This window comes from Mycolicibacterium hippocampi, assembly GCF_010723735.1.
GTDB classification, from domain to species: domain Bacteria; phylum Actinomycetota; class Actinomycetes; order Mycobacteriales; family Mycobacteriaceae; genus Mycobacterium; species Mycobacterium hippocampi.
The window spans coordinates 3,993,079-4,018,095 of the sequence record NZ_BLLB01000002.1 but is presented as its reverse complement, the minus strand read 5'-3'; the positions used below and the strand labels follow the sequence as shown (position 1 = coordinate 4,018,095).

Below are 25,017 nucleotides of genomic sequence, written 5' to 3'. Positions count from 1 at the left end.
ATTTCGCGACCCGCTCGCCCCGGTTATCCACAGGCGTCTGGCGTGGTGCGGCCACCGTCCTCGCGGGCAGCAAGTAGTCTCGATGAGGTGCAGCGACGAATCATGGGCATCGAGACCGAATTCGGTGTCACCTGCACGTTCCACGGCCATCGCCGGCTCAGTCCCGACGAGGTCGCCCGGTACCTCTTCCGGCGGGTGGTGTCGTGGGGCCGCAGCAGCAACGTCTTCCTCCGCAACGGCGCGCGTCTGTACCTCGATGTGGGCAGCCATCCCGAGTACGCCACCGCAGAATGTGACAGCCTCACCCAGTTGGTCACCCACGACCGCGCCGGCGAGCGGGTGCTCGAAGACCTGCTGATCGATGCCGAGCAGCGCCTCGCCGACGAGGGCATCGGCGGTGACATCTACCTGTTCAAGAACAACACCGATTCAGCGGGCAATTCGTACGGCTGCCACGAGAACTACCTGATCGTGCGTGCCGGCGAGTTCTCGCGCATCTCCGATGTGCTGCTGCCGTTCCTGGTCACCCGTCAGCTCATCTGCGGCGCAGGCAAGGTGCTTCAAACCCCCAAGGCCGCGACCTTCTGCCTGTCCCAGCGGGCCGAGCACATCTGGGAGGGGGTCTCCAGCGCGACCACCCGTTCGCGTCCCATCATCAACACCCGCGACGAGCCGCACGCCGACGCCGAGAAGTACCGGCGGCTGCACGTCATCGTCGGCGACTCGAACATGTGTGAGTCCACCACGATGCTCAAGGTCGGCTCGGCCTCCCTGGTCTTGGAGATGATCGAGGCCGGTGTGGCGTTCCGCGACTTCTCGCTGGACAACCCGATCCGGGCGATCCGCGAGGTCAGCCACGACCTGACCGGCCGACGTCCGGTGCGGCTGGCCGGTGGCAGGCAGGCCAGCGCGCTCGACATCCAGCGCGAGTACTACTCGCGTGCGGTGGAGTATCTGCAGACCCGTGAGGCCAACCCGCAGATCTCGCAGGTGGTGGATCTGTGGGGCCGACAGCTCGACGCTGTGGAGAGCCAGGACTTCGCCAAGGTCGACACCGAGATCGACTGGGTGATCAAGCGCAAACTGTTCCAGCGGTATCAGGACCGCTACAACATGGAGCTCTCCGACGCGAAGATCAGTCAGCTCGATCTGGCCTACCACGACATCAAACGTGGCCGCGGCGTGTTCGACCTGCTGCAACGCAAGGGTCTGGCAGCGCGCATCACCACCGACGAGGAGATCGAGGCCGCGGTCGACACCCCGCCACAGACCACCCGGGCCAAGCTGCGCGGCGAGTTCATCAGCGCCGCGCAGGAAGCCGGTCGTGACTTCACCGTGGACTGGGTGCACCTCAAGCTCAACGATCAGGCGCAGCGGACAGTGCTGTGCAAAGACCCGTTCCGATCGGTCGACGAGCGGGTGAAGCGGCTGATCGCGAGCATGTGACGCTCACGCGCGGTGAATGGTCACCGCGTAGTCGCCGCCGGTGAACGGCTGCCTGTCCCAGGTCGCCCAGCGGTCCAGCAGCTCCAGGCCCGCGGCGGCAGCCAGCCCGTCATAACGACCCAGCGTCAGCCGGTCCTCACGCAGCGCAAAGCCGGCCACCAACAGCCCACCGGGATTCAGGAGTGCGGCCAGCTCGTTGACGACACGACCCTCGGCCCCCTTGCCGACGAAGATCATCACGTTGCCCGCCAAGGCCACCACGTCGAACGTCTTGTCCAGTTGCGAGCCGGCGTCGACCAGGTCGGCCTCGATCCACGTCAGGTCCGGCGCCTTGGCGCGTGCTGTGCCCAGCATCTCGGGATCCAGATCGAGCCCGACCACCGAGAAACCGCGGGCGGCCAGTTCGATGGCGACCCTGCCTGTCCCGCAACCGGCATCGAGCACGTCGGTCCCGCCGCGCTCGCGCAGCAGCGTCTCGAGGAGATCGGCTTCGCCGTGCACACCCGCACCGGAGCGGGCCAGGCGCTGCCAGCGGGCGTCGTAGTCCTGCCCGCGGGGCACGTCGGAATGCTGCCATCGGGAACCCACTGGGCGATCCTGTCAGACGCGTGGCAGTGCCCCCGGAGGTACTGGGCCTGTCCAGATCCGAGTTCTGCACATCACTACTCGCACTTCTGCTGCAAAAGTCGGATCTCGGCGTGGCGGCAGACCCGCCGCATCGGCCGTCCTACGGCATCCCCGACGCCCCTTAAGCTCTAGCCGTGGGTATCTCCAAAGTCGAACGGTTGATGAACCTCGTCATCGCGCTGTTGTCCACCAGGACCTTCATCACCGCCGATCGGATCCGCGAGACGGTCCTCGGGTACTCAGAGGAGGCCAGCGACGAGGCGTTCTCGCGGATGTTCGAACGCGACAAGAACGAACTGCGTGATCTGGGCATCCCGCTGGAGACCGGGCGGGTGTCCCAGACGGACCCGACCGAGGGCTACCGGATCAGCCGAGAGGATTACGCCCTGCCCGCGGTAGAACTGACCGCCGACGAAGCCGCGGCGGTCGCGGTGGCGACACAGCTGTGGGAGTCGCCCGAACTGATCACCGCCACCCAAGGTGCGCTACTGAAGCTGCGCGCGGCGGGCGTGGACATCGACGCAGCACACGACGACGTCACGATCACCTCGACCGCGGCCATGCCCGGTCTGCGGGGTTCCGAGGAGATCCTCGGAATCCTGCTGTCCGCCATCGATTCCGGTCACGCCGTGCAGTTCGAGCACCGGCCGTCGCGCACCGAACCCTACGTCACCCGCACCGTCGAGCCGTGGGGGGTGGTCACCGACAGGGGGCGCTGGTACCTGGTCGGCCACGATCGGGACCGCGACGCCGTGCGCACCTTCCGGCTCTCGCGGATCGGTCCGCAGGTGACCCCCATCGGGGAACCCGGCACGGTCCGCAGACCCGCCGGTCTGAATCTGCGGGAGATCGTCGACAGAGTGGTCGGTGACTGGCCGGCGGCCGGACAGGCCAGGGTCTGGGTCGCCGACGGCCGGGCGACGGCGCTGCGGCGGCGGGCCATTGTTGTGGGTCCGAGAACCCTGGCCGGGCGTGCGGGGGAGGAGATCGACTTGGACATCGACATGTTCGACCGGGTGGCGCGGGAGATTGCCAGCTACGGAGCCGACGCGGTGGCGCTGGAGCCGGCGTCTCTTCGTGACGACGTGATGTCGCGGTTGGAAGCCCAGGCCGGGGCGAAGGCGGATCGCGCATGACTGCCGTCAGCACGCGGCTGGTCCGGCTGCTGAACATGGTGCCCTACTTCCAGGCCAACCCGAAGATCACCTACGCGGAGGCGGCGGCAGACCTCGGGGTGAGCGTCAAACAGTTGCGCGACGACCTCAACCAGCTGTGGATGTGCGGCCTGCCCGGATACGGACCGGGTGATCTGATCGACTTCGAGTTCTCCGGCGACACCATCGAGGTCACCTTCACCGCCGGAATCGACCATCCGTTGCGACTGACCTCGCCGGAGGCCACGGGCGTGCTGGTGGCGCTGCGCGCGCTGCTCGACGTGCCGGGAATGGTGGATCCGGAGGCCGCGCGCAGCGCGATCGCCAAGATCGAGTCCGCGACCGGCAAGGCCGGTCACGGAGACGAGGGCGCCGCCGTCGACGAGCGGGCGCCGATCGAGAGCGAGGCGGCTGCGGCGGTGCGAACCGCGGTGCGGACCGACCGGGCGCTGGCGATCGAGTACTACTCGGCGTCCCATGACGCGCTGTCGAGCCGCGTCGTCGACCCGATTCGCATCGTCCTCGTCGCCGACCACAGCTACCTGGAGGCGTGGTGCCGGTCGGCCGAGGGTGTCCGGCTGTTCCGCCTGGACCGGATCGTCGACGCGAGGGTCCTCGACGAGCCGTCGGTGCCGCCGCCGCCGGCGGTGCAGGCAGGTCCGGACACCTCGTTGTTCGATCCCGACACCGCCGACCCGTCCCTGCCCACGGCGACGTTGCTGGTCGACCGGTCGGCGTCGTGGATGTTCGACTACTACCCGTTGCGGGTGTTGCGCGAGTTCCCCGACGGGTCCTGCGAGGCGGCGATGACCTACGCGTCCGACCAGTGGATGGCGCGCTTCGTGCTGGGGTTCGGGTCGGCGGTACGGGTGCGCGGGCCCCAGCAGTTGGCCGAGCTGGTCCGGCAGTCCGCCGCGGCCGCACTGGATGCGTATCGAGTCGGCACTGAGGCCCCGAACGAGTAGACTCGGCCCAGACGTCTGGAGGTAACCAAATTGGGTGGTCTACAACCCTGGCACTGGGTCATCGTCATCGCCGTGTTCGTGCTGCTGTTCGGTGCCAAAAAGCTCCCGGACGCGGCACGCTCCCTGGGCAAGTCGATGCGCATCTTCAAGTCCGAGATCAAGGAGATGCAAGCGGATTCCAAGCCGGATGCACCGACGCAGATCTCCTCGGAACGGGTCGCGGACCCGGCGGACCGTCCGGGTGGCGCCGCCACCCAGCCCGCACCTGACCCGTCGTCGGACAAGCGCACAGCCTGACCAGTCATACCGGTCGCGGGCTCCTCGGTCCGCGACGTGACTGCGCGCCTGTGAGCAGCACCTAGGCCACCTCCGTGCAAATTCCCGGACTCCTCAAGAAGCTCGACCCGCGTCAGCGGCGTTCCCGGGCCAATCCCGACGGCACCATGTCGCTGGTCGAGCACCTCACCGAACTGCGCGGCAGGCTGGTGATGGCCGCGTTGGCCGTTGTGGTGACGACGATCCTCGGGTTCCTCTGGTACACCCACGGCATCTTCGGGATGCCCAGCCTCGGTGATTGGCTGCGCGGACCCTACTGTGCGCTCCCGGAGTCCGCACGCGCGAACATCACGCCCGACGGCGAGTGCCGACTGCTGGCCACGGGCCCTTTCGACCAGTTCATGTTGAGGCTGAAGGTGGCGCTGACGGCGGGCCTGGTGCTGGCCTGTCCGGTGTGGCTCTACCACCTGTGGGCGTTCATCACCCCCGGGCTCTACCGCAACGAGCGCCGCTTCGGCGCGATCTTCGTGACGATCGGCGCACTGCTGTTTGTCGCGGGCGCGGTGTTGGCCTATGTGGTGTTGTCGACGGCGTTGGATTTCCTGTTGACGGTCGGCAGTGACGTTCAGGTGACCGCGCTGTCGGGTGACCAGTACTTCGGCTTCCTGATCAACTTGCTGCTGGTGTTCGGTATCAGCTTCGAGTTCCCCCTGCTGATCATCATGCTGAATCTCGTCGGGGTGCTCACCTATGAGCGGCTCAAGGCGTGGCGCCGGGGACTGATCATGGGCCTGTTCATCTTCGCCGCGTTCTTCACCCCCGGCTCGGATCCGTTCTCGATGCTGGCGCTGGCGCTGGCGCTGACCCTGCTGCTGGAACTGGCCATCCAGGTGGCCCGGCTCAACGACCGGCGCAAGGCGCGGCGCGCCCGCCTGCAGGAGGTGGCCGACGACGAGGCGGCGCCGATCGGCCCCGCCGAGACCATCGAAGCGCCATCGGCCGTGCCCACCCCGTCAGGCCTCGTGGTCGATGACGACGCGACCTGAGCCGGCGGTGGGGGATCTGCCGGAAGTCGCCGAATTCGTCTCGCACCTGCCGTTCGAGCTGGACGGTTTCCAGCGCCGCGCCTGTGAGGCGCTCGCGCAGGGCCACGGGGTGCTGGTCTGCGCGCCGACCGGAGCGGGCAAGACGGTCGTCGGTGAGTTCGCCGTCCATCTCGCGCTGGCGGCCGGGCGCAAGTGCTTCTACACCACCCCGATCAAGGCGCTGAGCAACCAGAAGCACAGCGATTTGGTGCGCCGCTACGGCCCGCAGCGCATCGGTCTGCTCACCGGCGACCAGGCGATCAACGGCGACGCCGACGTGGTGGTGATGACCACCGAAGTGCTTCGCAACATGTTGTACGCGAACTCTCCTACGCTGCAAGGGCTTTCATTCGTCGTCATGGACGAGGTGCACTTCCTGGCCGACCGGATGCGTGGCGCGGTCTGGGAGGAGGTGATCCTGCACCTGTCCGACGACGTACGGCTGGTGAGCCTGTCGGCGACGGTGAGCAACGCCGAGGAGTTCGGCGGCTGGATCCAGACCGTCCGGGGCGACACCACCGTCGTCGTCGACGAACACCGTCCGGTGCCGCTGTGGCAGCACGTCATGGTCGGCAAGCGGCTACTGGACCTGTTCGACTATCGGTCCTCCGGCCCGGCGAAGGCCGGCCGGGACCTGTTGGTCGATCCGGAACTGTTGCGCCACATCTCGCATCGGCGTGAGGCCGACCGGCTGGCCGACTGGCAGCCGCGGGGCCGTGGGCGGACCGGTCGCCCCAGCCTGTACCGCACCCCCGGGCGGCCCGAGGTGATCGGCGTCCTCGCCAACAACGGCCTGCTGCCGGCCATCACGTTCATCTTCTCCCGGGCGGGCTGTGATGCCGCGGTCAAGCAGTGTCTGCGTTCGTCGCTGCGGTTGACCACCGAGGAGGAGAGGAGCCGGATCGCCGAGATCGTGGACCGTCGAACGGCCGATCTCAACGACTCCGATCTGGTCGTGCTCGACTTCCACGAATGGCGCGAGGCGCTGCTCCGCGGCCTGGCCGCCCACCATGCCGGCATGTTGCCGACGTTCCGGCACACGGTGGAGGAGCTGTTCACCGCGGGCCTGGTCAAGGCGGTGTTCGCGACGGAGACATTGGCGCTGGGGATCAACATGCCGGCCCGCACAGTGGTGCTGGAGCGTCTGGTGAAGTTCAACGGCGAGCAGCACATGCCGTTGACCCCCGGCGAGTACACCCAACTCACCGGTCGCGCAGGGCGTCGCGGCATCGACGTCGAGGGCCACGCGGTGGTGTTGTGGAACCCGGATGTCGACCCGGCCGAGGTCGCGGGCCTGGCGTCGACCCGAACGTTCCCGTTGCGCAGTTCGTTCGCGCCGACCTACAACATGACCATCAACCTGGTGCGCCAGCTGGGACCGGAACAGGCGCACCGGCTGCTGGAGCGGTCCTTCGCCCAATATCAGACCGACCGATCGGTGGTGGGTCTGGTCCGTGGCGTCGAACGCGGCGAGCGGCTCCTCACCGAGCTGGCCGCCCAGCTCGGGGGACGCAACGCGGCGATCCTCGACTACGTGCGGCTGCGGGCCCAGATCTCCGAGCGGGAGCGCGCACAGTCGAGGGCGTCGCGGCTGCAGCGGCGCCAGGCCGCCAACGACGCGCTGACCGCGCTGCGCCGCGGCGACATCATCACCATCACCCACGGACGGCACAGCGGCCTGGCCGTGGTGCTCGAGCCCGCACGCGATGACGAGGATCCGCGGCCGTTGGTGCTCTCCGAACACCGCTGGGCCGGCCGGATCTCATCGGCGGACTACTCCGGGGCGTCAGCCCCGATGGGTTCGATGTCGTTGCCCAAGCGGGTCGAGCACCGAAACCCGCGGGCGCGTCGGGACCTCGCGTCGGCACTGCGGTCGGCGGCCGCGGGCAGGGACGTCCCGTCGGGGCGCGGCCGCCGCAGCGGTGCACCTGCGGAGCGCGACATCGACCCCGAGCTGGCAGCACTGCGCGAGCGGGTGCGGGCACATCGGGCTCACCGGCTGCCCGACCGGGAGGAGCAGGCCCGCATCGCCGAGCGCTACCTCAAGATCGAGCGCGACAACGAGCAGCTGCGCAAGAAGATCGCGGCAGCCACCAACTCTCTGGCGCAGACCTTCGACCGGATCGTCGTGCTGCTCACCGAGCGCGGGTTCATCGCCGTCGACGGAGTCGACCAGACCACCGCCGTCGACGACACGCCGGAGGGCGAGGCGGCACCGGCCGACCCCGTGGTGACCGACGACGGCAGGCTGCTCGCCAGGATCTACAGCGAAAGCGATCTGCTGGTGGCCGAGTGCCTGCGCGCCGGGGTCTGGGAGGGGTTGGACGCCGCCGAACTCGCCGCGGCGCTGTCGTCGGTACTCTACGAATCCCGGCGCGACGGGTACGGCACCGCGGACGGCCACGACGTGCCGACCGGTCGGCTGCGCCGCGCGCTGAACCAGACCCGCAGGCTGTGGACCGAGCTGCGCACCGACGAGCAGCGGCACCGGATCACCCAGAGCCGCGAACCCGACGACGGTTTTGTCGCCGCGATCCACCGCTGGGCGAGCGCCGGCGACCTCGCCTCCGCATTGGATGCAGCCGGCAGTTCCGGCACCGGCTCATCGATGTCGGCCGGTGACTTCGTCAGGTGGTGCCGCCAGGTGCTGGACTTGGCTGATCAGGTCCGCAACGCGGCTCCGTCAGCGGCGCTACGCGCGACCGCGAAACGCGCGATCAACGACGTTCGGCGCGGCGTCGTAGCTGTTGATGCGGGGTAGGGTGTGCCCAGCAGGCCAGAAACCGGCATATCAGTCGCGGACGAGCAAGGAGAGAAATGAGCGGACCGCAGGGATCTGACCCGACGCAGCCGTGGCCGGGTCAGCAGCCTGGGCCGGGCGAGGAATCGTCGGCCGAGTCGGCCGGCAATCAGGGATGGCAGCCGCCCTCGGGCGCGGAGCAGCCACAAGCCCCGGGTGGCGATCAGCCGCCGTCCTGGCAACCACCGGCGTACACGCCGCAGCAATATCCGCAGTACCAGCAGCCCACCCAGCCGCCGCCGGCGTACCCGCCGCAGTACCCGCAGGGCGAGCAGTACGGTCAGCAGCCTCCCGAGTACGGCCCCGGCGGTTACCCCCCGCCCGGGCAGTACGGTCAGCCGGGCCAGTACGGCCAGTACGGTCAGCCGCCGGGCTACGGCCAGCAGCCCGGTCAATACGGCCAGCAGCCCGGCCAGTACGGGCAGTACCCGCCCGGGGGCTACCCCGGACCCGGCGGCGAGGAGGGCTCGAAGCGCTCGATGGCCGTCATCGGCAGTGTCGTCGGCCTGCTCGCGGTGGTCGTGGTCGCGGTCGTGTTGGTGCTCGGCTTCTGGAAGCCCGGCTTCTTCGTGACGACGACGCTGGACATCGACGCAGCCCAGAACGGCGTCCAGCAGATCCTCACCGACGAGACCAACGGTTACGGCGCCACCAACGTCAACGACGTCCGGTGCAATGACGGGGTGAGCCCGACGGTGAAGAGGGGCGACACCTTCAACTGCGAGGTCAGCATCGACGGCACCAAGCGTCAGGTGACGGTGACGTTCCAGGACGACAACGGAACCTACGAGGTCGGCCGCCCGCGATAGCCGGGACCCGGTCAGTCCGGGAGACCGTCGAGGGCCTTCTGCAGCCGGCCGATCGACGACGACACGCCGTAGCGCTGGGCGAGTTCGGCCACCTTGCGCGGATCCGCGGCCACCAGCGGTAGCGCATCGGTTTCTGTCGACATCGTGACCTCGGCATCCGTCGCGACCCGCACCACGGGTTCGGCTCTGGCGATGTAGTCGGTGGCGGATCGCAGTTTGGTGCGGTGCGCCTTGGCCAGCTTCGAGGCGGGGTCTTCGGCGGCGGCCAGGATCCGTTCCAGGGATCCGTGCTGTGCCAGAAGCGTCGCCGCGGTCTTCTCGCCGATGCCGGCCACCCCGGGAAGCCCGTCGGAGGGGTCGCCGCGCAACAGCGCCAACTCGGCATACGCCGGGCCTGCCCGCTCGACGGGCACCCCATAGGTCTGCGCGACCTCGTCGGGTCCGTAGGAGACCGCCTTGGCCAGCCCGCGACCGAGGTACAGCACGCGGACCGGGACCGGGTCGTCGCGCACGAGTTGCAGCAGGTCGCGGTCTCCGCTGACCACGACTACCGGGTGGCGCCGCTCCCGCTCGGCGAGGGTGCCCAACACGTCGTCGGCCTCGGCCTGGGGCGCCCCCGCCGTCGCGATCCCGAACGCGTCGAGCATCTCCATGATCATGTCGACCTGCGGGGTCAGTTCGTCGGGCACCTCCTCGACATCGGGCTCGTCGGCAGGGTTCTCCTCAGCCACCCGGTGTGCCTTGTAGGACGGGACCAGGTCCACCCGCCATTGCGGACGCCAGTCGTCGTCCCGGCACACCACCAGCCGCTGGGGACGTTCCCTGGTGATCAGCGTCGCGACGGCGTCGAGGAACCCCCGCAGGGCGTTGACCGGTCGTCCGTCCGGCGCGGTGATCGACGACGGGACCCCGAAATACGACCGGAACCACATGCTGGCGCCGTCGAGCAGCAGCAGGGGAGCATCACTCATGCGCGTCATCCTGCCAGGCGGCTTTCCCGCGCGAGCCGCTGCAGCCGGCCGGGATTAGCCTGGACGGCATGACGCAAGGCCGTTTCAGCTCAGACGTTTACGCCCGGCGCATGGCCGAGGCCGCCCGCGCGGCCGGTGCCGCCGGCTTGGCCGGTCTGGTGATCACGCCAGGCTACGACCTGCGGTACCTCGTCGGGTCGCGGGCCCAGACCTTCGAGCGGCTCACCGCACTGGTGATTCCGGCGAGCGGGGACCCGACGATCGTCGTGCCGCGCCTGGAACTAGCCTCGCTCAAGGAGTCCGCGGTGCCCGAACTCGGTGTCACGGTGCGTGACTGGGTGGACGGGGAGGATCCCTATACGTTGGTGGCGCAGGCTCTGGGCGGTGGCTCCGTCACCGTCGCGGTCACCGACGCGATGCCCGCGCTGCACCTGCTCCCGCTGGCCGACGTGCTCGGGGTCGTCCCGGTGCTGGCCACCGAGGTGCTGCGCACGATGCGGATGGTCAAGGATCCCGCGGAGGTCGACGCGCTGCGCAAGGCCGGCGCCGCGATCGACCGGGTGCACGCGCGGGTGCCGGAGTTCCTGGTTCCCGGGCGCACCGAGGCGGATGTTGCCGCCGATATCGCCGAAGCCATTGTTGCCGAAGGGCATTCGGAAGTCGCGTTCATCATCGTCGGATCGGGTCCGCACGGTGCGGACCCGCACCACGAGTGTTCTGATCGTGAACTGCGGGCCGGCGACATCGTCGTCGTCGACATCGGGGGTCCCTACGAGCCCGGCTACAACTCCGATTCCACCCGCACCTACAGCCTCGGCGAACCCGACCCAGAGGTCGCCCGCCGGTACGCGGTGCTGCAGCAGGCGCAGCGCGCCGCCGTGGCCGCCGTCCGGCCCGGCGTCACCGCGGAGCAGATCGACGCCGCCGCCCGCGACGTGCTGGCCGCGGAGGGGCTGGCAGAGGCGTTTGTGCACCGCACCGGGCACGGCATCGGCTTGTCGGTGCACGAGGAGCCCTACATCGTGGCGGGCAATTCGCTGCCGCTACAGGAGGGGATGGCGTTCTCGGTCGAGCCGGGCGTCTACTTCCCGGGACAGTGGGGGGCGCGCATCGAGGACATCGTGATCGTCACGGCCGACGGGGCGTCGTCGGTGAACAACCGCCCGCACGAGCTGGTCGTGGTGCCGGTGTCCTGATCGGTTCAGTGTTCGCCGCGGTCCAGCAGGGTCGACGATCCCAGCACCCGTTCCACCCGCACTTCGATCACCACACGCTTCGGGTTCGGACGGGGCGTGCGGTAGCGCTGTGCGTAGCGCAGTTCGGCGTCGCGGACGGCGTCGATCTCGGTGTGCACCGTGGCCTTGCCCTCCAGTGACAGCCAGCGGGCACCGTCGACCTGGCTGAGCACGGCCACGCCGCGCTGCTCGGCGTTGACCGCTTTCTGGGAGCCGCCGGAGGTGATGACACGCGCGATGTGGGTCTTGGGATCGAACGTGAACCCGACCGCAACCACGTGCGGGGACTGGTCCGACCGCAACGTCGTCAGCATGGCCAGGTGACGTTCGGTCAGAAACGCCAGCGCATCGTTGGTCAGCCGAGTGGTTGCCTTGCGGCCTGAGGTAGCCATCGGTCACCACGCTAGCGCAGGACATAATCACCTACGTGACAGACACGTCCGGGCGGTTGCTCGTGATCTTCGGTGGTCGCAGCGAGATCGGCGTCGAGCTGGCACGCCGGCTGGCTCCGGGCGCCACCGTGGTGCTCGCCGCACGGCGCCCCGACGACCTCGACGCGCAGACCGCGCTGCTGCGCGAGGCCGGCGCCGCCGCCGTGCACACCGTGGGGTTCGACGCCGACGACCTGGACTCGCACCGCGGCGTGGTCGACGGGATCGTCGCCGAGCACGGCCCGATCGGCACCGCGGTGCTGGCGTTCGGCATCCTCGGTGATCAAGCCCGCGCCGAGAAGGACGCCGGGCACGCGGCGGCCATCGCGCACACCGACTACGTGGCACAGGTCAGCCTGTTGACGGTGCTGGCGGACACGATGCGGTCGGCGGGCCGCGGAACAATAGTCGTGTTCTCCTCGGTCGCCGGGGTCCGGGTGCGCCGGGCGAACTACGTGTACGGGTCGGCCAAGGCCGGTCTGGACGGGTTCTGCAGCGGTCTGTCCGACGCGCTGCACGGCTCCGGTGTGCAGTTGCTGCTGGTGCGGCCCGGCTTCGTCGTCGGGCGGATGACGCAGGGTATGGAGCCCGCGCCGTTCTCCAGCACGCCCGAGCAGGTGGCGGAGGCGACGGTGCGTGCTCTCGGCAGGGGCCGGCGCACGGTGTGGGTGCCGTGGATACTCAAGCCGGTGTTCACCGGGATGAGGATGCTGCCACAGTGGATGTGGCGCAGGTTGCGGCGATGAGCGCTCGCGCGAAGAGCAGAGGGCGGCGATGAGCGCTCGCGCGAAGAGCAGAAGGCAGCGGTGATCGTCGTGGTCGGCATCGGCGCCGACGGTATGTCGGGGCTGGCTCCCGGGTCGCGCGCCGAACTTTCCAGGGCGACGGTGGTCCACGGTTCGCCGCGTCAACTCGACCTGCTCGACGGCACCGTGTCGGCGATCCGGCGGCCATGGCCGTCGCCGATGCTGCCCGCGCTGCGCACGCTGCTCGATGACGCCGACGGTGACGTCCATGTGGTGGCCAGCGGTGATCCGCTGCTGCACGGGGTCGGCAGCACGTTGATCCGGGAGTACGGCGCCGACCGGGTCGCGGTCCTCCCGCATGTGTCGTCGGTGACGCTGGCGTGCTCCCGCGTCGGATGGTCGGTGCAGGACACCGAGGTGATCAGCCTGGTGACCGCAGAACCGTCGCAGGCGGTGCGGCGCGGCGGGCAGGCCGTCGTGCTCTCCCGCGACCGGTCGAGCCCCGTGGCGCTGGCGGCGCTGTTGACCGACTCCGGGCGCGGTGACTCGGAACTCACCGTGCTCGAGCAGCTCGGCGGTCCGAGGGAACTGCGACGTTCGTCGACCGCGCGGGAGTGGGCGAGCCGGCCGCCGGGCGACGTGGACGACCTCAACGTGATGGCGGTGAAGTACCTGCCCGACGATCGCCGGTGCGCAACGCTGCCCGACGATGTGTTCGCCCACGACGGGCAGCTGACCAAGCAGGCCATGCGCGCGGTCACCCTGGCGATGTTGGCGCCACGTCCGGGGGAGTTGCTATGGGACGTCGGGGCCGGTTCGGGCAGCATCGCAATCGAATGGTGCCGCAGCGGGCCGGGTTGTCGTGCCATCGCCTTCGAACGCGACGGGGTGCGCCGTTCGCGTATCACCGTCAACGCCGGCGCTTTCGGGGTGCCCGTCGACACGTCGGCCGGTGCGCCGGAGTCGTTCGGCTCCGCTGAGCTGCCCGCGGCGATCTTCGTCGGTGGCGGCGTCAGTCAGCCCGGACTCATGGACGCGTGCTGGGCGCAGCTCCCGGCCGGTGGCCGCCTGGTCGCCAACGCGGTGACTGTGGAGTCCGAAGCGGTTCTGGCGCAGTGGTTTTCCCGTGCCGGCGGCGAGCTGCGACGGTTCCAGCACTACCGCGGCGAATCGGTGGGCTCGTTCACCGGCTGGCGGCCGGCGATGCCGGTGACCCAGTGGTCGGTGATCAAGCCGGCTGATACGACCTGATCAGCTCGATCGTGTCGAGCTCTCGGATGGCGCGACATCCACGATGCAGCATCGTCAGGATCATCTCGTCACCGCGCTCGGTGGAGGCGGAGAACGCGTACCCCAAAGCGGTGAGCAGCGGCGCCTGCAGCACCCCGAGACGGTAGTCGTTCCAGCAGGTTTCGCCGTCGTAGTCGGTGACACCGTAGCCGAGCAGCGCTGTGTGGTACCGCTCGACCAGGTCGCGTTCGACGGTCGGCCGAACCTCGGGCAGCAGGCTCGTCGCGGTGAAGTAGGCCAGGTCACGGGCCGGCAGGCCGAGTCCGACGGTCTGCCAGTCGACGACGGTGACGCGGGTTCGGTCCGGATCGAACAGCAGGTTGTCGAGCCGGTAGTCGCCGTGCATCAGCGAGAAGCGGTCCGGCTCCGCGAGCAGCCACGGGGTCACCAGGCGCATCGCGGTGGTCAGCGTGGCGCGGTCCTCGTCGCTGACCGAGCCACCGAGTTTGTCCAGGGTGATGTCGGCGGCCATGACCGCGACGTCGCCCATTCCCTTGGCGGCCTCCGCGTCACCCGGCTTGGGCATGACGATCGACGGCAGGTCGAACCAGCGCCGGTCGCCCCAGCTGGGCCCGTGCAATCCGGCGAGTGCCTCGACGGCCAGCGTCGCCTCGGCGTGGCTGCAGCCGGCGATCTGGTCGCCTTGGACAGCGGGGGCCATATCGGCGAGCAGCAGCACAAAATCCGTTCCGTCGGAGGATATTTCGCTGTGGAAGCAACCGGGTACCGGGATCGCCACATTCGTGGTGATCGCCGAGTAGAACTCCACCTCGGAGAGGTATCCGAGCGCCACCCGTTCGCGCACGGCGTCATCCTGGGCGGGGAGCTTGACCGCGAAGGTGCCGGGCGGGCCCGCAGCACCGGCTCCCTCGGCATAGGTGGCGCTCACCCGGTAGGTGGCGCCGGTCTGTCCGGTACCGATGGCCGCCACCTCGACGCCGCTGACGTCGGCGCCCAGCACCGATCCGAGCCAGCCGGCGGTGATGTCTTCGGGATTGCGGGGGATGGTCACGATGTGGCTCTCTTCTGTTCTGCGGAAGTCCGCGCCTGCCCCGTCACGTCGACGTGGCCGTAGATCGTGCGCAACCAGATGGCCTCGGCGCCCTCGCTGAGCTGTTGACGGCTGAGCGTGCCGCCGATCGTGTAGCGCTCGAGCAGTCGGTCGTTGAACTCCAGCAGCATGGCGGCGAGGACCTCTGCCGGCGGACCGTCGGGTGCGAGTCCACCGTCGCGTTCGGAGGTGATCATCGCTGCGACTGCGGGCACAAAGGATTCGCGGGCGTCGTCCCACACCTGGCGGATGGCCGGGTTGGTGGTCCTGGCTTCCAGCATCGCCTGCAGCAGGTAGCGATGGTGCTCGACGGTGTCGAGCAGCGCCTCCACCATGGCGCGGATACGCCATCGGGGTGGCTCTGAGGTGCCGGTCAGGATGTCGCTGGCGACGAAGCCGTCGTCGTACATCGGTTCCAGCAGCGCGGCGACGGCAGCGGCCTTGTTCTCGAAATAGAAGTAGAACGCCGAGCGGGTGACCCCGGCGCGCTTGGTGACGTCGGCGATGTTGACGCCGTCGAAGCCGAACTCGCGGAGGTGATGGTCCAAAGACTCGAGGATCGCGCTGCGGCGCAGATCGCTCTTCTGTGGCTGGCGCCGGTCGGTCGGCGACCGCACCGGTAGTCCTCGCTGCACGCGCGACATTAACCCGCAGTTCTGACGACTGTCAACGATGTGCGACGGGCGTCAAATATGGGGGTAATAGCGCGGCGTGAACACTCGGTCGATGCCACCTTCGCCCGCGGAGTACCACTGCGTCTGTGAGGAACCGATGATGAGCAGACACCTCATGTCGATGTCGGCCTGATCGAGGTCGGCCAGCCGCACCACCTTGACTGTTTCGTCCGGTCCTGCGACGTCTCGGCCGATGACCACCGGTGTTCCGGGATCGCGGTGCTCGAGCAGCAGGTCCCGCATCGCGGCGACCTGCCAGTCACGCGTCTTGGACGCCGGGTTGTAGATGGCCAGCACCATGTCAGCAGTGGCGGCCGCGGTCAGACGTGCCGCGATGACATCCCACGGCTTGAGTCGGTCGGACAGCGAGATGACCGCGTAGTCATGGCCCAGTGGTGCGCCGACCCGGCTGGCCACGGCCTGGGCAGCCGTCATCGCGGGGATCACCCGCACCGTGACGTCAGGCCACTGCTTGGCTTCCTCGAGCACCGCGGTGGCCATCGCGAAGACCCCGGGATCCCCGGAAGACACGACGGCGACCGCACGGCCCCGCTCGGCCAACTCGCACGCCAGGCGAGCGCGCGCGGGTTCGTCGGTGTTGTCACTGGGATGCCTGCGCTGGCCCTCGCGGACCCCGATGCGGTCCAGGTAGGGGCCGTAGCCGATCAGGTCCGTGGCGGTGGCCAGCTCGTGGCGGCTCTGCGGCGTCGTCCACTCGACGTCGCCGGGCCCCAGCCCGACCACCGCGACGCTCCCGGTGGCCTCGGTGGCGTTCTGGCGGCCGGCGAGCATCGCGAGCGCGAAGTACGGGACCGAAGCGTCGTCGACCTCGTCGGCCGGCAGCACGCGTTGCCGCTCGGTGCTGGCACGCTCGACGTAGTGGGCTTCGTCCAGCCGCCCGGCAGCTGAAAGTGCTTTGCGCACAGCTGGATACGAGCGTCCGAGCTTGAGGATGACGGCAGCGTCGGTGTCGCTGAGCCGACGTTGGAGTTCGTCGGCGGGCAGCGTCCCGGGCAGGATGGTCAGCACCTGGTCACCCTGGACCAGGGGAGTGGCAATTGCGGCCGATGCCGCGCTGACCGACGTCACGCCGGGCACGATCACCGCGTCGAACCGCTCGGTGAGGCGGGTGTGCATGTGCATGTAGGAGCTGTAGAACAACGGGTCGCCCTCTGCCAGCAGGGCGACGTCGCGGCCCGCCGTCAGGTGCGCGGCGATGCGCTCGGCGGCTTCGCGGTAGAAGTCCTCCATCGCGCCCGCGTAACCGCCGGGATGGTCCGACGTCTCGGTGGTCACCGGGTAGACGAGGTGTTCCTCGATCTGGCCGGCACGGAGGTAGGGCTCGGCGATGGACCGGGCGATGCTGCGCCCGTGCCGCGCACTGTGGTAGGCGACGACGTCAGCGGACCCGATGACCCTGGCTGCCTTGACGGTCACCAGTTCCGGATCGCCCGGTCCGAGACCGACACCCCACAGGGTCCCCTGGGATGCGCTGCGGCTGCTCATTCGGCCTCGGCCGCAATCGCATTGACGGCGGCGGCGGCCATCGCGCTGCCACCGCGGCGGCCCGTGACCACCAGATAGGACATGCCTCGCGGCCCGTCGATCAGCTCCTGCTTCGACTGCGCCGAGCCGACGAAGCCGACCGGGCCGCCGAGCACCGCCGCCGGGACGGGGGCGCCGTCGTCGAGGAGCTCGAGGAGCCGGAACAGTGCAGTGGGCGCGTTCCCGATCGCGAGCACGGCGTTGTCGAGGCGGTCGGCCCACAGGTCGACCCCGGCTGCCGAGCGGGTGGTGCCGAGTCGGGCGGCCAGCTGCGGCGCCCTGGGGTCGGCGACCAGCGACACCACCTCGTTGTCCGCCGGGAGCCGCGACCGGGTGATCCCGGCCGCGACCATCGAGGAGTCACACAGGATCGGGGCGCCGTCTGCCAGCGCGCTGTGTGCCCGGGTGACGACATCGGGGGTGAACGCAACATGCTCGGCCACGTCGACCTGGCCACAGGTGTGGATCAACCGGACGACCGCCCGCGCGACGTCGCCCGGGAACCGGGTCAGGTCCGCCTCGTCGCGGATCATCGCGAACGACTGTCGATAGATCTCACCGGCGTCGCGGATGTAGTCGAGCACCCGCTCACCCTACGGGTGGGCGCTGCGCGGCCGGTAGCCGTCTCCGGTCGCGATCAGGACCTCACCGTGGCCCGGGTTGCCGCACGCGCGTTCACAGCCGACGAAGTGGCGGTGCACCCCGGCGGCTGCCACCTGGTCGAGTGCGGCCGCCGTGGCGTCGGCACGGACGTCGGCCACGGAGCGCTCGCAACCGGGGCTGCCCGTGCACGCCGACAGCGACAGCCACGGCGACTTCTCGTCGAACACCAGCCCTTTGGGAGCGAGCACCCGAAGCGCGACGTCGGCGACGCCCGCGTCGAGGTCGAACAGCAGCACCGAACGCCACGGAGTGATCGCCATCGGCGCGTCGACCGCTGCGAGGTAACGCACCACGTCGGCGTCGAGCACTCCGAGTGGTGCCGCGGCCCCCAACGTGACCCGTCCGTCGTCCTGCTCGATCCAGCCGACGGGCGGCCGGGTGGTGGCCGGCCATGTCGTTCCGGGTGGTGCTGTCGGCGTCAAGTCCGTCAGTACCGCCATAGGGTCGTCAAGTTCGGCTACTCGCCAGCACTTTTCGCGGATCTCGGTGAACACGCGGGCGGCGGCGATCAGCCCGCGGACGGCGTCGGCGAGGGCGAGTCGCACCCCGGTGTCGCTTCCGGCGAGCAGCAGCGCCCCGGTGGTGTCGTCGAGGACGTGGATGCCCGCATCGGCTCCGAGGCCGGAGACATCGCCCCGGCCGTCGTCGATCCCGAACAGGAATCGTCCCGGCAGGTCGCTCAGCACCGGATCCTGCTGCACCGCTGTATCCAGTGCGACGACGAGTCCACGGACGTCACAGATGCCTCCGCGGCGACCCGACAGTGGCGAGGCGACGATGTTGCGGACCCGCTCATGGGTCGGCGAGGGCAGCAGGCCCGCATCGGCGAACAGTCCGGCGACGGCGCCGACATCGCGAACCCCCCGGATCTGCAGATTGCCCCGTGAAGTGAGTTCCACGGTCGAGGAGCCGAAGTCGATTGCGGCCTGCGCCACCGCCTCCATCTGGGAGGCGGCGATCATCCCGCCCGGCAACCGGATCCGCGCCAGTTCCCCATCGGCCGCACTGTGGGTCTGCAGTGCGCCAGGGCAGGCGTCGACGTCGCGGGCCCTGTCCATCCGTCCACGGTACCCAGCCGCCTGGCCACGGATAACGACGTTCATACCGGCCGAATGTGATGGCGGTCACATTTCGGACGCGGTGGTTCCGTGCCGCACACGTGGACCATTCTCGCTGTTACCGGCGGTACCGTTCGCTTACTGAACCCGTGTCAAACAACGGGCTTCGTGAAAGGACTGACGATGCTTGCGACGATCCTCTTTGCGGCGGTCATCTTCCTGCTCGTGGCGGCCATCGGCATGCCGTACAAGCAGACCTGGTACGGCCGCTGGAACCCGCACCGCTGAGTAGCGGGCGGTCAGCCCAGCGGCGATCGCCGTCATGGTCACCGCCGTCAGGTTGGCCGTCTCGCCCTGTGGGCCATGCGGTACGAATGGAGCGTGGCTCACTTGCCCCCGGAGGGCCGTTCCCCCCATACGATCCTGTTGCTGTCGACCTCGGACACCGACCTCATCGCCGCGCGAGCCTCCGGGGCGGCCTACCGGTGGGCCAACCCGTCGCGACTCGTCGACGGTGAGCTCGAGGAGTTGCTCGCCGAAGCCCAGGCGGTGGTGGTCCGGATCCTCGGCGGGTACCGCGCCTGGGAAGACGGCATCGATCAGGTCGTTGCAGCAGGCATTCCCGCAGTGGTGATCAGCGGGGAGCAGGCGCCCGACGCCGACCTGATGAGCCATTCCACGGTGCCGGCCGGGGTCGCGCTGGAGACCCATGTGTACTTCGCGCAGGGCGGCATCGAGAACATGGTGAACCTGCATTCGTTCCTGTCCGACACCGTGTTGATGACCGGTGTGGGGTTCGAGCCTCCGGTGCACACCCCGACGTGGGGCGTGCTGGAATGCCCTGCCGGCCACACGGCCAGCGGTGACGGCCCGACCGTCGCGGTGCTCTTCTACCGGGCGCAGTACCTGGCCGGCAACACCGAGTACATCGGCTCGCTGTGCCATGCGATCCATGCTGCCGGCGGTCGTCCGCTCGCGATCTACTGCGCGTCGCTGCGCACCCCGGAACCGGAACTGCTCGAACTTCTCGGCACCGCCGACGCGCTGATCACCACGGTGTTGGCGGCCGGGGGAGCGACTCCCGCCACGGTCGGTGCAGGGGGCACCGACGACCAGTGGAACGTCGCACACCTCGCGGCGCTCGACGTACCCATCCTGCAGGGGCTGTGCCTGACGTCGTCGCGGAAAGACTGGCATGCCAATGACGACGGGATGAGCCCTCTCGACGTTGCCACCCAGGTGGCCGTACCGGAGTTCGACGGTCGCATCATCACGGTCCCTTTCTCGTTCAAGGAGATCGACGACGAGGGCTTGATCTCCTACGTTCCCGACCCGGAGCGCTGCGCCCGGGTCGCGGGGCTCGCGGTCCGGCATGCCCGGCTGCGTCGCATCACCCCCGCCGACAAGCGGGTGGCGATGGTCTTCTCCGCCTACCCGACCAAGCATGCGCGCATCGGCAACGCCGTCGGATTGGACACGCCCGCAAGCGCGGTCGCGTTGCTGCGTGCCATGCGGGAGGCCGGCTACGACATCGGTGAGGTGCCCGGCGTCGAAGCCGAAGATGGTGATGCGCTGGTGCATGCGTTGATCGAGCGCGGTGGACAGGATCAGAACTGGCTGACCGAGGGTCAGCTGGTCGGCAATCCGATCAGGTTGTCCGCCAAGGAATATCGGGAGTGGTTCGCCACGCTGCCGGCCGAGCTGACCGAGGCGATGGTCGAGCACTGGGGTCCGCCCCCAGGTGAGCTGTTCGTCGACCGCAGCCGCGACCCCGACGGTGAGATCGTCATCGCGGCGATGCTGTCGGGCAACGTCGTCATTCTCGTGCAACCCCCGCGCGGTTTCGGCGAGAACCCCGTTGCGATCTACCACGACCCGGATCTGCCGCCCAGCCACCACTACCTCGCGGCATACCGCTGGCTGGACAAGGGTTTCGGCGCCGACGCCGTCGTTCACCTCGGCAAGCACGGCAACCTCGAGTGGCTGCCCGGCAAGACCCTGGGCATGTCTGCGGCGTGCGGATCCGATGCCGCCCTCGGCGACCTGCCGCTGATCTACCCGTTCCTGGTCAACGACCCCGGCGAGGGCACGCAGGCCAAGCGCCGCGCGCACGCAGTTCTGGTCGACCACCTGATACCGCCGATGGCCCGCGCCGAGAGTTACGGCGACATCGCCCGGCTCGAGCAGTTGCTCGACGAGCACTCCAACATCTCGACGCTCGACCCGTCGAAGCTGCCCGCGATCCGTCAGCAGATCTGGACGCTGATGCGGGCCGCCAAGATGGATCACGACCTGGGACTGGAGGATCGCCCCGACGAGGACCTGTTCGACGACATGCTGTTGCACGTCGACGGCTGGCTGTGTGAGATCAAGGACGTCCAGATCCGCGACGGCCTGCACATTCTCGGGCAGGCGCCCGAGGGCTCCGTCGAACTCGACCTGGTGCTCGCGATCCTGCGTGCTCGGCAGCTGTTCGGCGGTGAGCAGTCAGTGCCTGGCCTGCGTCAGGCGCTGGGGCTCGCAGAGGACGGCTCGGACATCCGGGGCGCGGTGGACCTCGCCGAAGAGCAGGCGCGAGGTCTGGTGGCCGCCTTGCAGGAAACGGGTTGGGATTCCACGACCGTCGGGCAGATCACCGACAACCCCGACGTGGCCGCCGTGCTGCGTTTCGCGGCCGAGGAGGTCGTGCCCAGGCTGCGTCAGACCGACGGTGAGATCGCCCAGATCCTGCGGGCGCTCGAGGGGCGCTTCATCGAGGCCGGGCCGTCGGGTTCACCGCTGCGCGGCCTGGTCAACGTCCTTCCCACCGGACGCAACTTCTACTCCGTCGACCCCAAAGCGGTCCCGTCCCGGCTGGCGTGGGAAACCGGTGTGGCGCTGGCAGACTCGCTTCTCGAGCGGTACCACGCCGACCACGGGCAGTGGCCGCAGTCGGTAGGGCTCTCGGTGTGGGGCACGTCGGCGATGCGCACCTCGGGTGATGACATCGCCGAAGTTCTTGCGTTACTGGGTGTTCGACCGGTGTGGGACGAAGCTTCGCGTCGTGTCGTGGATCTCGAGGCCATCTCGCTGGCCGAGCTCGGTCGGCCGCGCATCGATGTCACGGTCCGTATCTCGGGGTTCTTCCGTGACGCTTTCCCGCACGTGGTCACCATGCTCGACGATGCCGTCTCGCTGGTTTCGGGCCTCGACGAGCCTGTCGAGCAGAACTACGTCCGCGCGCACAGCGAGGTTGATCTCGCCGAGCACGGCGACCAGCGACGGGCCACGACGAGGATTTTCGGTTCCAAGCCCGGCACCTACGGGGCTGGTCTGCTGCAGCTCATGGACAGCCGCAACTGGCGCGACGACGCCGACCTCGCGCAGGTGTACACCGCGTGGGGTGGTTTCGCCTATGGCCGCGGGCTCGACGGCGCCCCCGCCACCGATGACATGAACCGGGCATACCGCCGGATCGCGGTGGCCGCCAAGAACACCGATACCCGAGAACATGACATCGCCGATTCCGACGACTACTTCCAGTACCACGGCGGCATGATCGCCACGGTGCGGGCGCTGACGGGCAAGGACCCGGCCGCCTACATCGGGGACAACACCCGTCCGGAGTCGGTGCGCACCCGCACCCTGTCGGAGGAGACCACACGGGTTTTCCGTGCTCGGGTGGTGAACCCGCGCTGGATGAACGCGATGCGGCGGCACGGATACAAGGGCGCGTTCGAGATGGCTGCCACCGTCGACTACCTCTTCGGTTACGACGCCACCGCCGGGGTGATGGCTGACTGGATGTACGAGCGGCTGGCCGGCGAGTACGTGCTGGACCCGGAGAACCGCAAGTTCATGGACGAATCCAACCCCTGGGCGCTGCACGGCATGGCCGAACGGTTGCTCGAGGCCGCCAACCGGGGGATGTGGGCCGAGCCCGATGCGGCAACCATCGACGGTCTGCGGCAGGTGTTGCTCGAGACTGAAGGCGATCTCGAAGGCTGACCGGACTTGTCGGGGGTGGGGTTTAGCCTGGGTTCATGTTGTTCGAAAGTTTGTTCGGTGTGGATGCGGCGGCCGGTGAGGCTGAGCTGCGCGCCCAGGTCGAGCAGCTGGAGACGTTGAAGAGCGTGGCCGCGGCGGCCCAGGCGCGGGTGACGGCGTTGTGGGCGGCCAAACGCCGCGCCGCGGAGCAGGCCGCTGCGGTGCCGGCACGCAAACGTGGCAGAGGCCTGGCGTCGGAGGTGGCGTTGGCGCGTCGGGAGTCCCCGACATGCGGGAACCGCCATCTCGGGTTCGCCCAGGCGCTGGTGCACGAGATGCCCCACACCCTGGCGGCGCTGGAAACCGGGATCCTCTCGGAATGGCGGGCCACCCTGATCGTCAAACACTCCGCCTGCCTGTCGCTCGAGCATCGCCGCGCGTTGGACGCCGAACTGTGCGCCGACGCCTCGAAACTGGCGGGTTGGGGTACTGGCCGGGTCGAGGCGGAGGCCAAGAAGATCGCCGCGCGCCTGGACGCCGCGGCGGTGGTGGCGCGGGCGGCCAAAGCCGCCGCCGACCGCAGCGTGTGGATCCGCCCGGCGCCCGACACCATGACCTATGTGACGTTCCTGCTGCCCGTACAGCAAGGGGTGGCGATGTACGCGACCCTGAAGCGCGAAGCCGACACCACCTTCGATGGGCGGTCGCGGGGGCAGGTGATGGCCGACACCGCCTACCAACGCATCACCGGCAGGTCTGCCACCCGGCCGGTGCCGGTGGCGTTGAACATGGTGATGGCCGACACCACCCTCGCCGGCGACGATGAACAACCGGCGTGGCTGGCGGGGTTCGGTCCGATCCCGGCCGGGCTGGCCTGCGCGCTGACCGGCGACGCCGCCACCGACGCCGAGGTGAAGGCCACGCTGCGCCGGCTCTACCGGCATCCGAAGTCGGGGCAGTTGGTGGCGATGGAGTCGCGGGCGCGGATCTTCCCCAAATCGTTGGCCCGGTTCCTGCAACTACGCGACCAGACATGCCGGACCCCGTACTGCGATGCCCCGATCCGGCACTGCGACCATGCCACCCCGGCCCGCGACGACGGCCCGACCAGCGCCCTCAACGGCCTCGGTGACTGTGAGGCGTGCAATTACGCCAAAGAAGCCCCCGGCTGGCAAGTAACCACCACCGACACCGATGGGGAGCACCGCGCCGAATACCGCACCCCCACCGGGGCGGTCTACCACTCCACCGCCCCACCACTACCCGGACCACCAATCCGACGCCGAATCAGCCTCACCGAGAGCCACCTCAGCATCGACCTCGTCACCTTCGACGCCGCCTGACGCCGCCTGACGCCGCCTGACCACGCCTGACGCCGCAGTCGGGTGCGTCGGTGGCTCGGCGGGCGGCCGCTACATTGGGCACATGTCCACCACTTTCGCCGATGTTGCCGGCTCCGAGTACATCCTGCTGACCACGTTCACGAAGGACGGCAGGCCGAAGCCGACAGCCATCTGGGCCGTCGTCGACGGTGACCGCCTGATCGCCATCACCCAGGAGAAGTCCTGGAAGGTAAAGCGAATCCGCAACTCCCCGCGGGTGACCATCGCCGAGTGCGATCGAAGCGGCAAGCCCAAAGGTGAGGCGGTCGAGGCCACCGCGGCGATTCTGGACAAGTCGGCAAACGGTGCCACCTATGAGGCCCTCGGCAGGCGGTACGGCCTGCTCGGCAAGACCTTCAACTTCTTCTCGAAATTGCGCGGCGGCATGGAGAAGAACGTCACCCTCGAACTGAAGCCGGTGAACTGACCCCATGAACAAGCCGGCTCCCACGTTCAAAGACGTCTACGGCGAGAAGTATCTGCTGCTTACCACCTTCACCAAGGACGGACGCCCCAAGCCGACCCCGGTCTGGGGCGTGCCCGACGGAGACAAGCTGGTCATCAGCACCGACGACGGATCCTGGAAGACCAAGCGGATCAACAACACCCCACGGGTGACCATCCAGAAGTGCGGTGTCCTGGGCAAGCCCAAGGGTGAGCCCGTCGAGGCGATCGCCCGGAACCTGCCGAAATCCGAGACCCGCCGGGTGTTCGACATGGTCACCAGGCGCTACTGGTGGCACGCCTGGTGGTGGATACCGCAGGCGATTCTGCGCGGCGGCATCGACAAGGTGCACGCCGCAATCGAGGTCGAGGCGGCGCCGGTCGGCGGGTCGGTTTAGG

At 68.9% G+C, this 25,017-nt stretch carries 22 protein-coding genes; 14 read left to right on the top strand and 8 right to left on the bottom strand.

Features of this window, described 5'->3' with window-relative positions; genetic code table 11:
• The first annotated feature begins 87 nt into the window (after positions 1 to 87).
• Positions 88 to 1,446, top strand: coding sequence for a Pup--protein ligase (gene pafA / locus G6N53_RS20405; RefSeq protein ID WP_205390424.1), 1,359 nt, complete (start codon positions 88 to 90; stop codon positions 1,444 to 1,446).
• Positions 1,447 to 1,449: 3 nt separating this feature from the next.
• Here the strand turns inward: pafA and G6N53_RS20400 are convergent, their stop codons facing one another.
• Positions 1,450 to 2,034, bottom strand: a complete 585-nt coding sequence (locus tag G6N53_RS20400; RefSeq protein ID WP_163891436.1) for a class I SAM-dependent DNA methyltransferase — start codon at positions 2,032 to 2,034, stop codon at positions 1,450 to 1,452.
• Positions 2,035 to 2,207: 173 nt separating this feature from the next.
• On the opposite strand from G6N53_RS20400, the gene G6N53_RS20395 reads away from it, so the two are divergent.
• From G6N53_RS20395 to G6N53_RS20370, 6 genes are all read left to right on the top strand, one after another.
• Complete coding sequence (locus G6N53_RS20395; RefSeq protein ID WP_163891434.1) at positions 2,208 to 3,209, top strand: helix-turn-helix transcriptional regulator; 1,002 nt, start codon at positions 2,208 to 2,210, stop codon at positions 3,207 to 3,209.
• A complete protein-coding gene (locus G6N53_RS20390; RefSeq protein ID WP_163891432.1) occupies positions 3,206 to 4,192 on the top strand; it encodes a helix-turn-helix transcriptional regulator in 987 nt (328 codons plus the stop codon). Before G6N53_RS20395 ends, G6N53_RS20390 begins: the two co-directional genes overlap by 4 nt.
• Positions 4,193 to 4,222: 30 nt before the next feature.
• Positions 4,223 to 4,489, top strand: coding sequence for a Sec-independent protein translocase subunit TatA (tatA, locus tag G6N53_RS20385; RefSeq protein WP_163891430.1), 267 nt, complete (start codon positions 4,223 to 4,225; stop codon positions 4,487 to 4,489).
• A gap of 74 nt (positions 4,490 to 4,563) precedes the next feature.
• Positions 4,564 to 5,514, top strand: coding sequence for a twin-arginine translocase subunit TatC (gene tatC / locus G6N53_RS20380; protein ID WP_163891428.1), 951 nt, complete (start codon positions 4,564 to 4,566; stop codon positions 5,512 to 5,514).
• Positions 5,498 to 8,314: a DEAD/DEAH box helicase gene (locus tag G6N53_RS20375; protein ID WP_163891426.1), complete on the top strand. Its 2,817-nt coding sequence runs from the start codon at positions 5,498 to 5,500 to the stop codon at positions 8,312 to 8,314. The genes tatC and G6N53_RS20375 overlap by 17 nt, the downstream gene beginning before the upstream one ends.
• Before the next feature lie 56 nt (positions 8,315 to 8,370).
• Complete coding sequence (locus tag G6N53_RS20370; RefSeq protein ID WP_163891423.1) at positions 8,371 to 9,162, top strand: DUF4333 domain-containing protein; 792 nt, start codon at positions 8,371 to 8,373, stop codon at positions 9,160 to 9,162.
• An 11-nt stretch (positions 9,163 to 9,173) separates the two neighbouring features.
• Here G6N53_RS20370 and G6N53_RS20365 read toward each other — a convergent pair whose 3' ends face one another.
• Complete coding sequence (locus G6N53_RS20365; protein ID WP_163891421.1) at positions 9,174 to 10,133, bottom strand: 5'-3' exonuclease; 960 nt, start codon at positions 10,131 to 10,133, stop codon at positions 9,174 to 9,176.
• Positions 10,134 to 10,201: 68 nt separating this feature from the next.
• Here G6N53_RS20365 and G6N53_RS20360 point away from each other — a divergent pair, with 68 nt between their 5' ends.
• Entirely contained in the window at positions 10,202 to 11,329 is a 1,128-nt protein-coding gene (locus tag G6N53_RS20360; protein WP_163891419.1) for a M24 family metallopeptidase, read from the top strand.
• Positions 11,330 to 11,334: 5 nt separating this feature from the next.
• Here the strand turns inward: G6N53_RS20360 and G6N53_RS20355 are convergent, their stop codons facing one another.
• A complete protein-coding gene (locus G6N53_RS20355) occupies positions 11,335 to 11,760 on the bottom strand; it encodes a F420-dependent biliverdin reductase (protein ID WP_163891417.1) in 426 nt (141 codons plus the stop codon).
• A 35-nt stretch (positions 11,761 to 11,795) separates the two neighbouring features.
• On the opposite strand from G6N53_RS20355, the gene dprE2 reads away from it, so the two are divergent.
• On the top strand, positions 11,796 to 12,545 hold the full coding sequence (gene dprE2, locus G6N53_RS20350; protein WP_163891415.1) for a decaprenylphospho-beta-D-erythro-pentofuranosid-2-ulose 2-reductase: 750 nt from the start codon (positions 11,796 to 11,798) through the stop codon (positions 12,543 to 12,545).
• A 60-nt stretch (positions 12,546 to 12,605) separates the two neighbouring features.
• On the top strand, positions 12,606 to 13,796 hold the full coding sequence (gene cbiE, locus G6N53_RS20345; RefSeq protein ID WP_163891413.1) for a precorrin-6y C5,15-methyltransferase (decarboxylating) subunit CbiE: 1,191 nt from the start codon (positions 12,606 to 12,608) through the stop codon (positions 13,794 to 13,796).
• On the opposite strand, the gene G6N53_RS20340 is transcribed toward cbiE, so the two are convergent.
• From G6N53_RS20340 to cobG, 5 genes are all read right to left on the bottom strand, one after another.
• Positions 13,774 to 14,847 carry a phosphotransferase family protein gene (locus G6N53_RS20340; RefSeq protein ID WP_163891411.1) on the bottom strand — a complete coding sequence of 358 codons (1,074 nt, stop codon included), beginning with the start codon at positions 14,845 to 14,847 and terminating at the stop codon, positions 13,774 to 13,776. The two genes, cbiE and G6N53_RS20340, sit on opposite strands and share 23 nt — an antisense overlap.
• Positions 14,844 to 15,503 (bottom strand): TetR/AcrR family transcriptional regulator, encoded by a 660-nt coding sequence (locus tag G6N53_RS20335; RefSeq protein WP_163891409.1) that lies wholly within the window; start codon positions 15,501 to 15,503, stop codon positions 14,844 to 14,846. The genes G6N53_RS20340 and G6N53_RS20335 overlap by 4 nt, the downstream gene beginning before the upstream one ends.
• A 69-nt stretch (positions 15,504 to 15,572) precedes the next feature.
• A complete protein-coding gene (locus G6N53_RS20330) occupies positions 15,573 to 17,066 on the bottom strand; it encodes a precorrin-2 C(20)-methyltransferase (RefSeq protein ID WP_163891407.1) in 1,494 nt (497 codons plus the stop codon).
• Positions 17,063 to 17,689, bottom strand: a complete 627-nt coding sequence (locus G6N53_RS20325; protein ID WP_163891405.1) for a precorrin-8X methylmutase — start codon at positions 17,687 to 17,689, stop codon at positions 17,063 to 17,065. The genes G6N53_RS20330 and G6N53_RS20325 overlap by 4 nt, the downstream gene beginning before the upstream one ends.
• Before the next feature lie 9 nt (positions 17,690 to 17,698).
• Positions 17,699 to 18,826, bottom strand: a complete 1,128-nt coding sequence (gene cobG / locus G6N53_RS20320) for a precorrin-3B synthase (RefSeq protein ID WP_163891404.1) — start codon at positions 18,824 to 18,826, stop codon at positions 17,699 to 17,701.
• A gap of 363 nt (positions 18,827 to 19,189) precedes the next feature.
• Here cobG and cobN point away from each other — a divergent pair, with 363 nt between their 5' ends.
• From cobN to G6N53_RS20300, 4 genes are all read left to right on the top strand, one after another.
• A complete protein-coding gene (gene cobN, locus G6N53_RS20315; RefSeq protein WP_163891402.1) occupies positions 19,190 to 22,813 on the top strand; it encodes a cobaltochelatase subunit CobN in 3,624 nt (1,207 codons plus the stop codon).
• 38 nt (positions 22,814 to 22,851) lie between these two features.
• Positions 22,852 to 24,135, top strand: a complete 1,284-nt coding sequence (locus G6N53_RS20310; protein ID WP_163896137.1) for a 13E12 repeat family protein — start codon at positions 22,852 to 22,854, stop codon at positions 24,133 to 24,135.
• A gap of 82 nt (positions 24,136 to 24,217) precedes the next feature.
• Positions 24,218 to 24,601, top strand: a complete 384-nt coding sequence (locus G6N53_RS20305) for a PPOX class F420-dependent oxidoreductase (protein WP_163891400.1) — start codon at positions 24,218 to 24,220, stop codon at positions 24,599 to 24,601.
• 4 nt (positions 24,602 to 24,605) lie between these two features.
• Positions 24,606 to 25,016 (top strand): PPOX class F420-dependent oxidoreductase, encoded by a 411-nt coding sequence (locus G6N53_RS20300; RefSeq protein WP_163891398.1) that lies wholly within the window; start codon positions 24,606 to 24,608, stop codon positions 25,014 to 25,016.
• The last annotated feature ends 1 nt before the right edge of the window (position 25,017 follow it).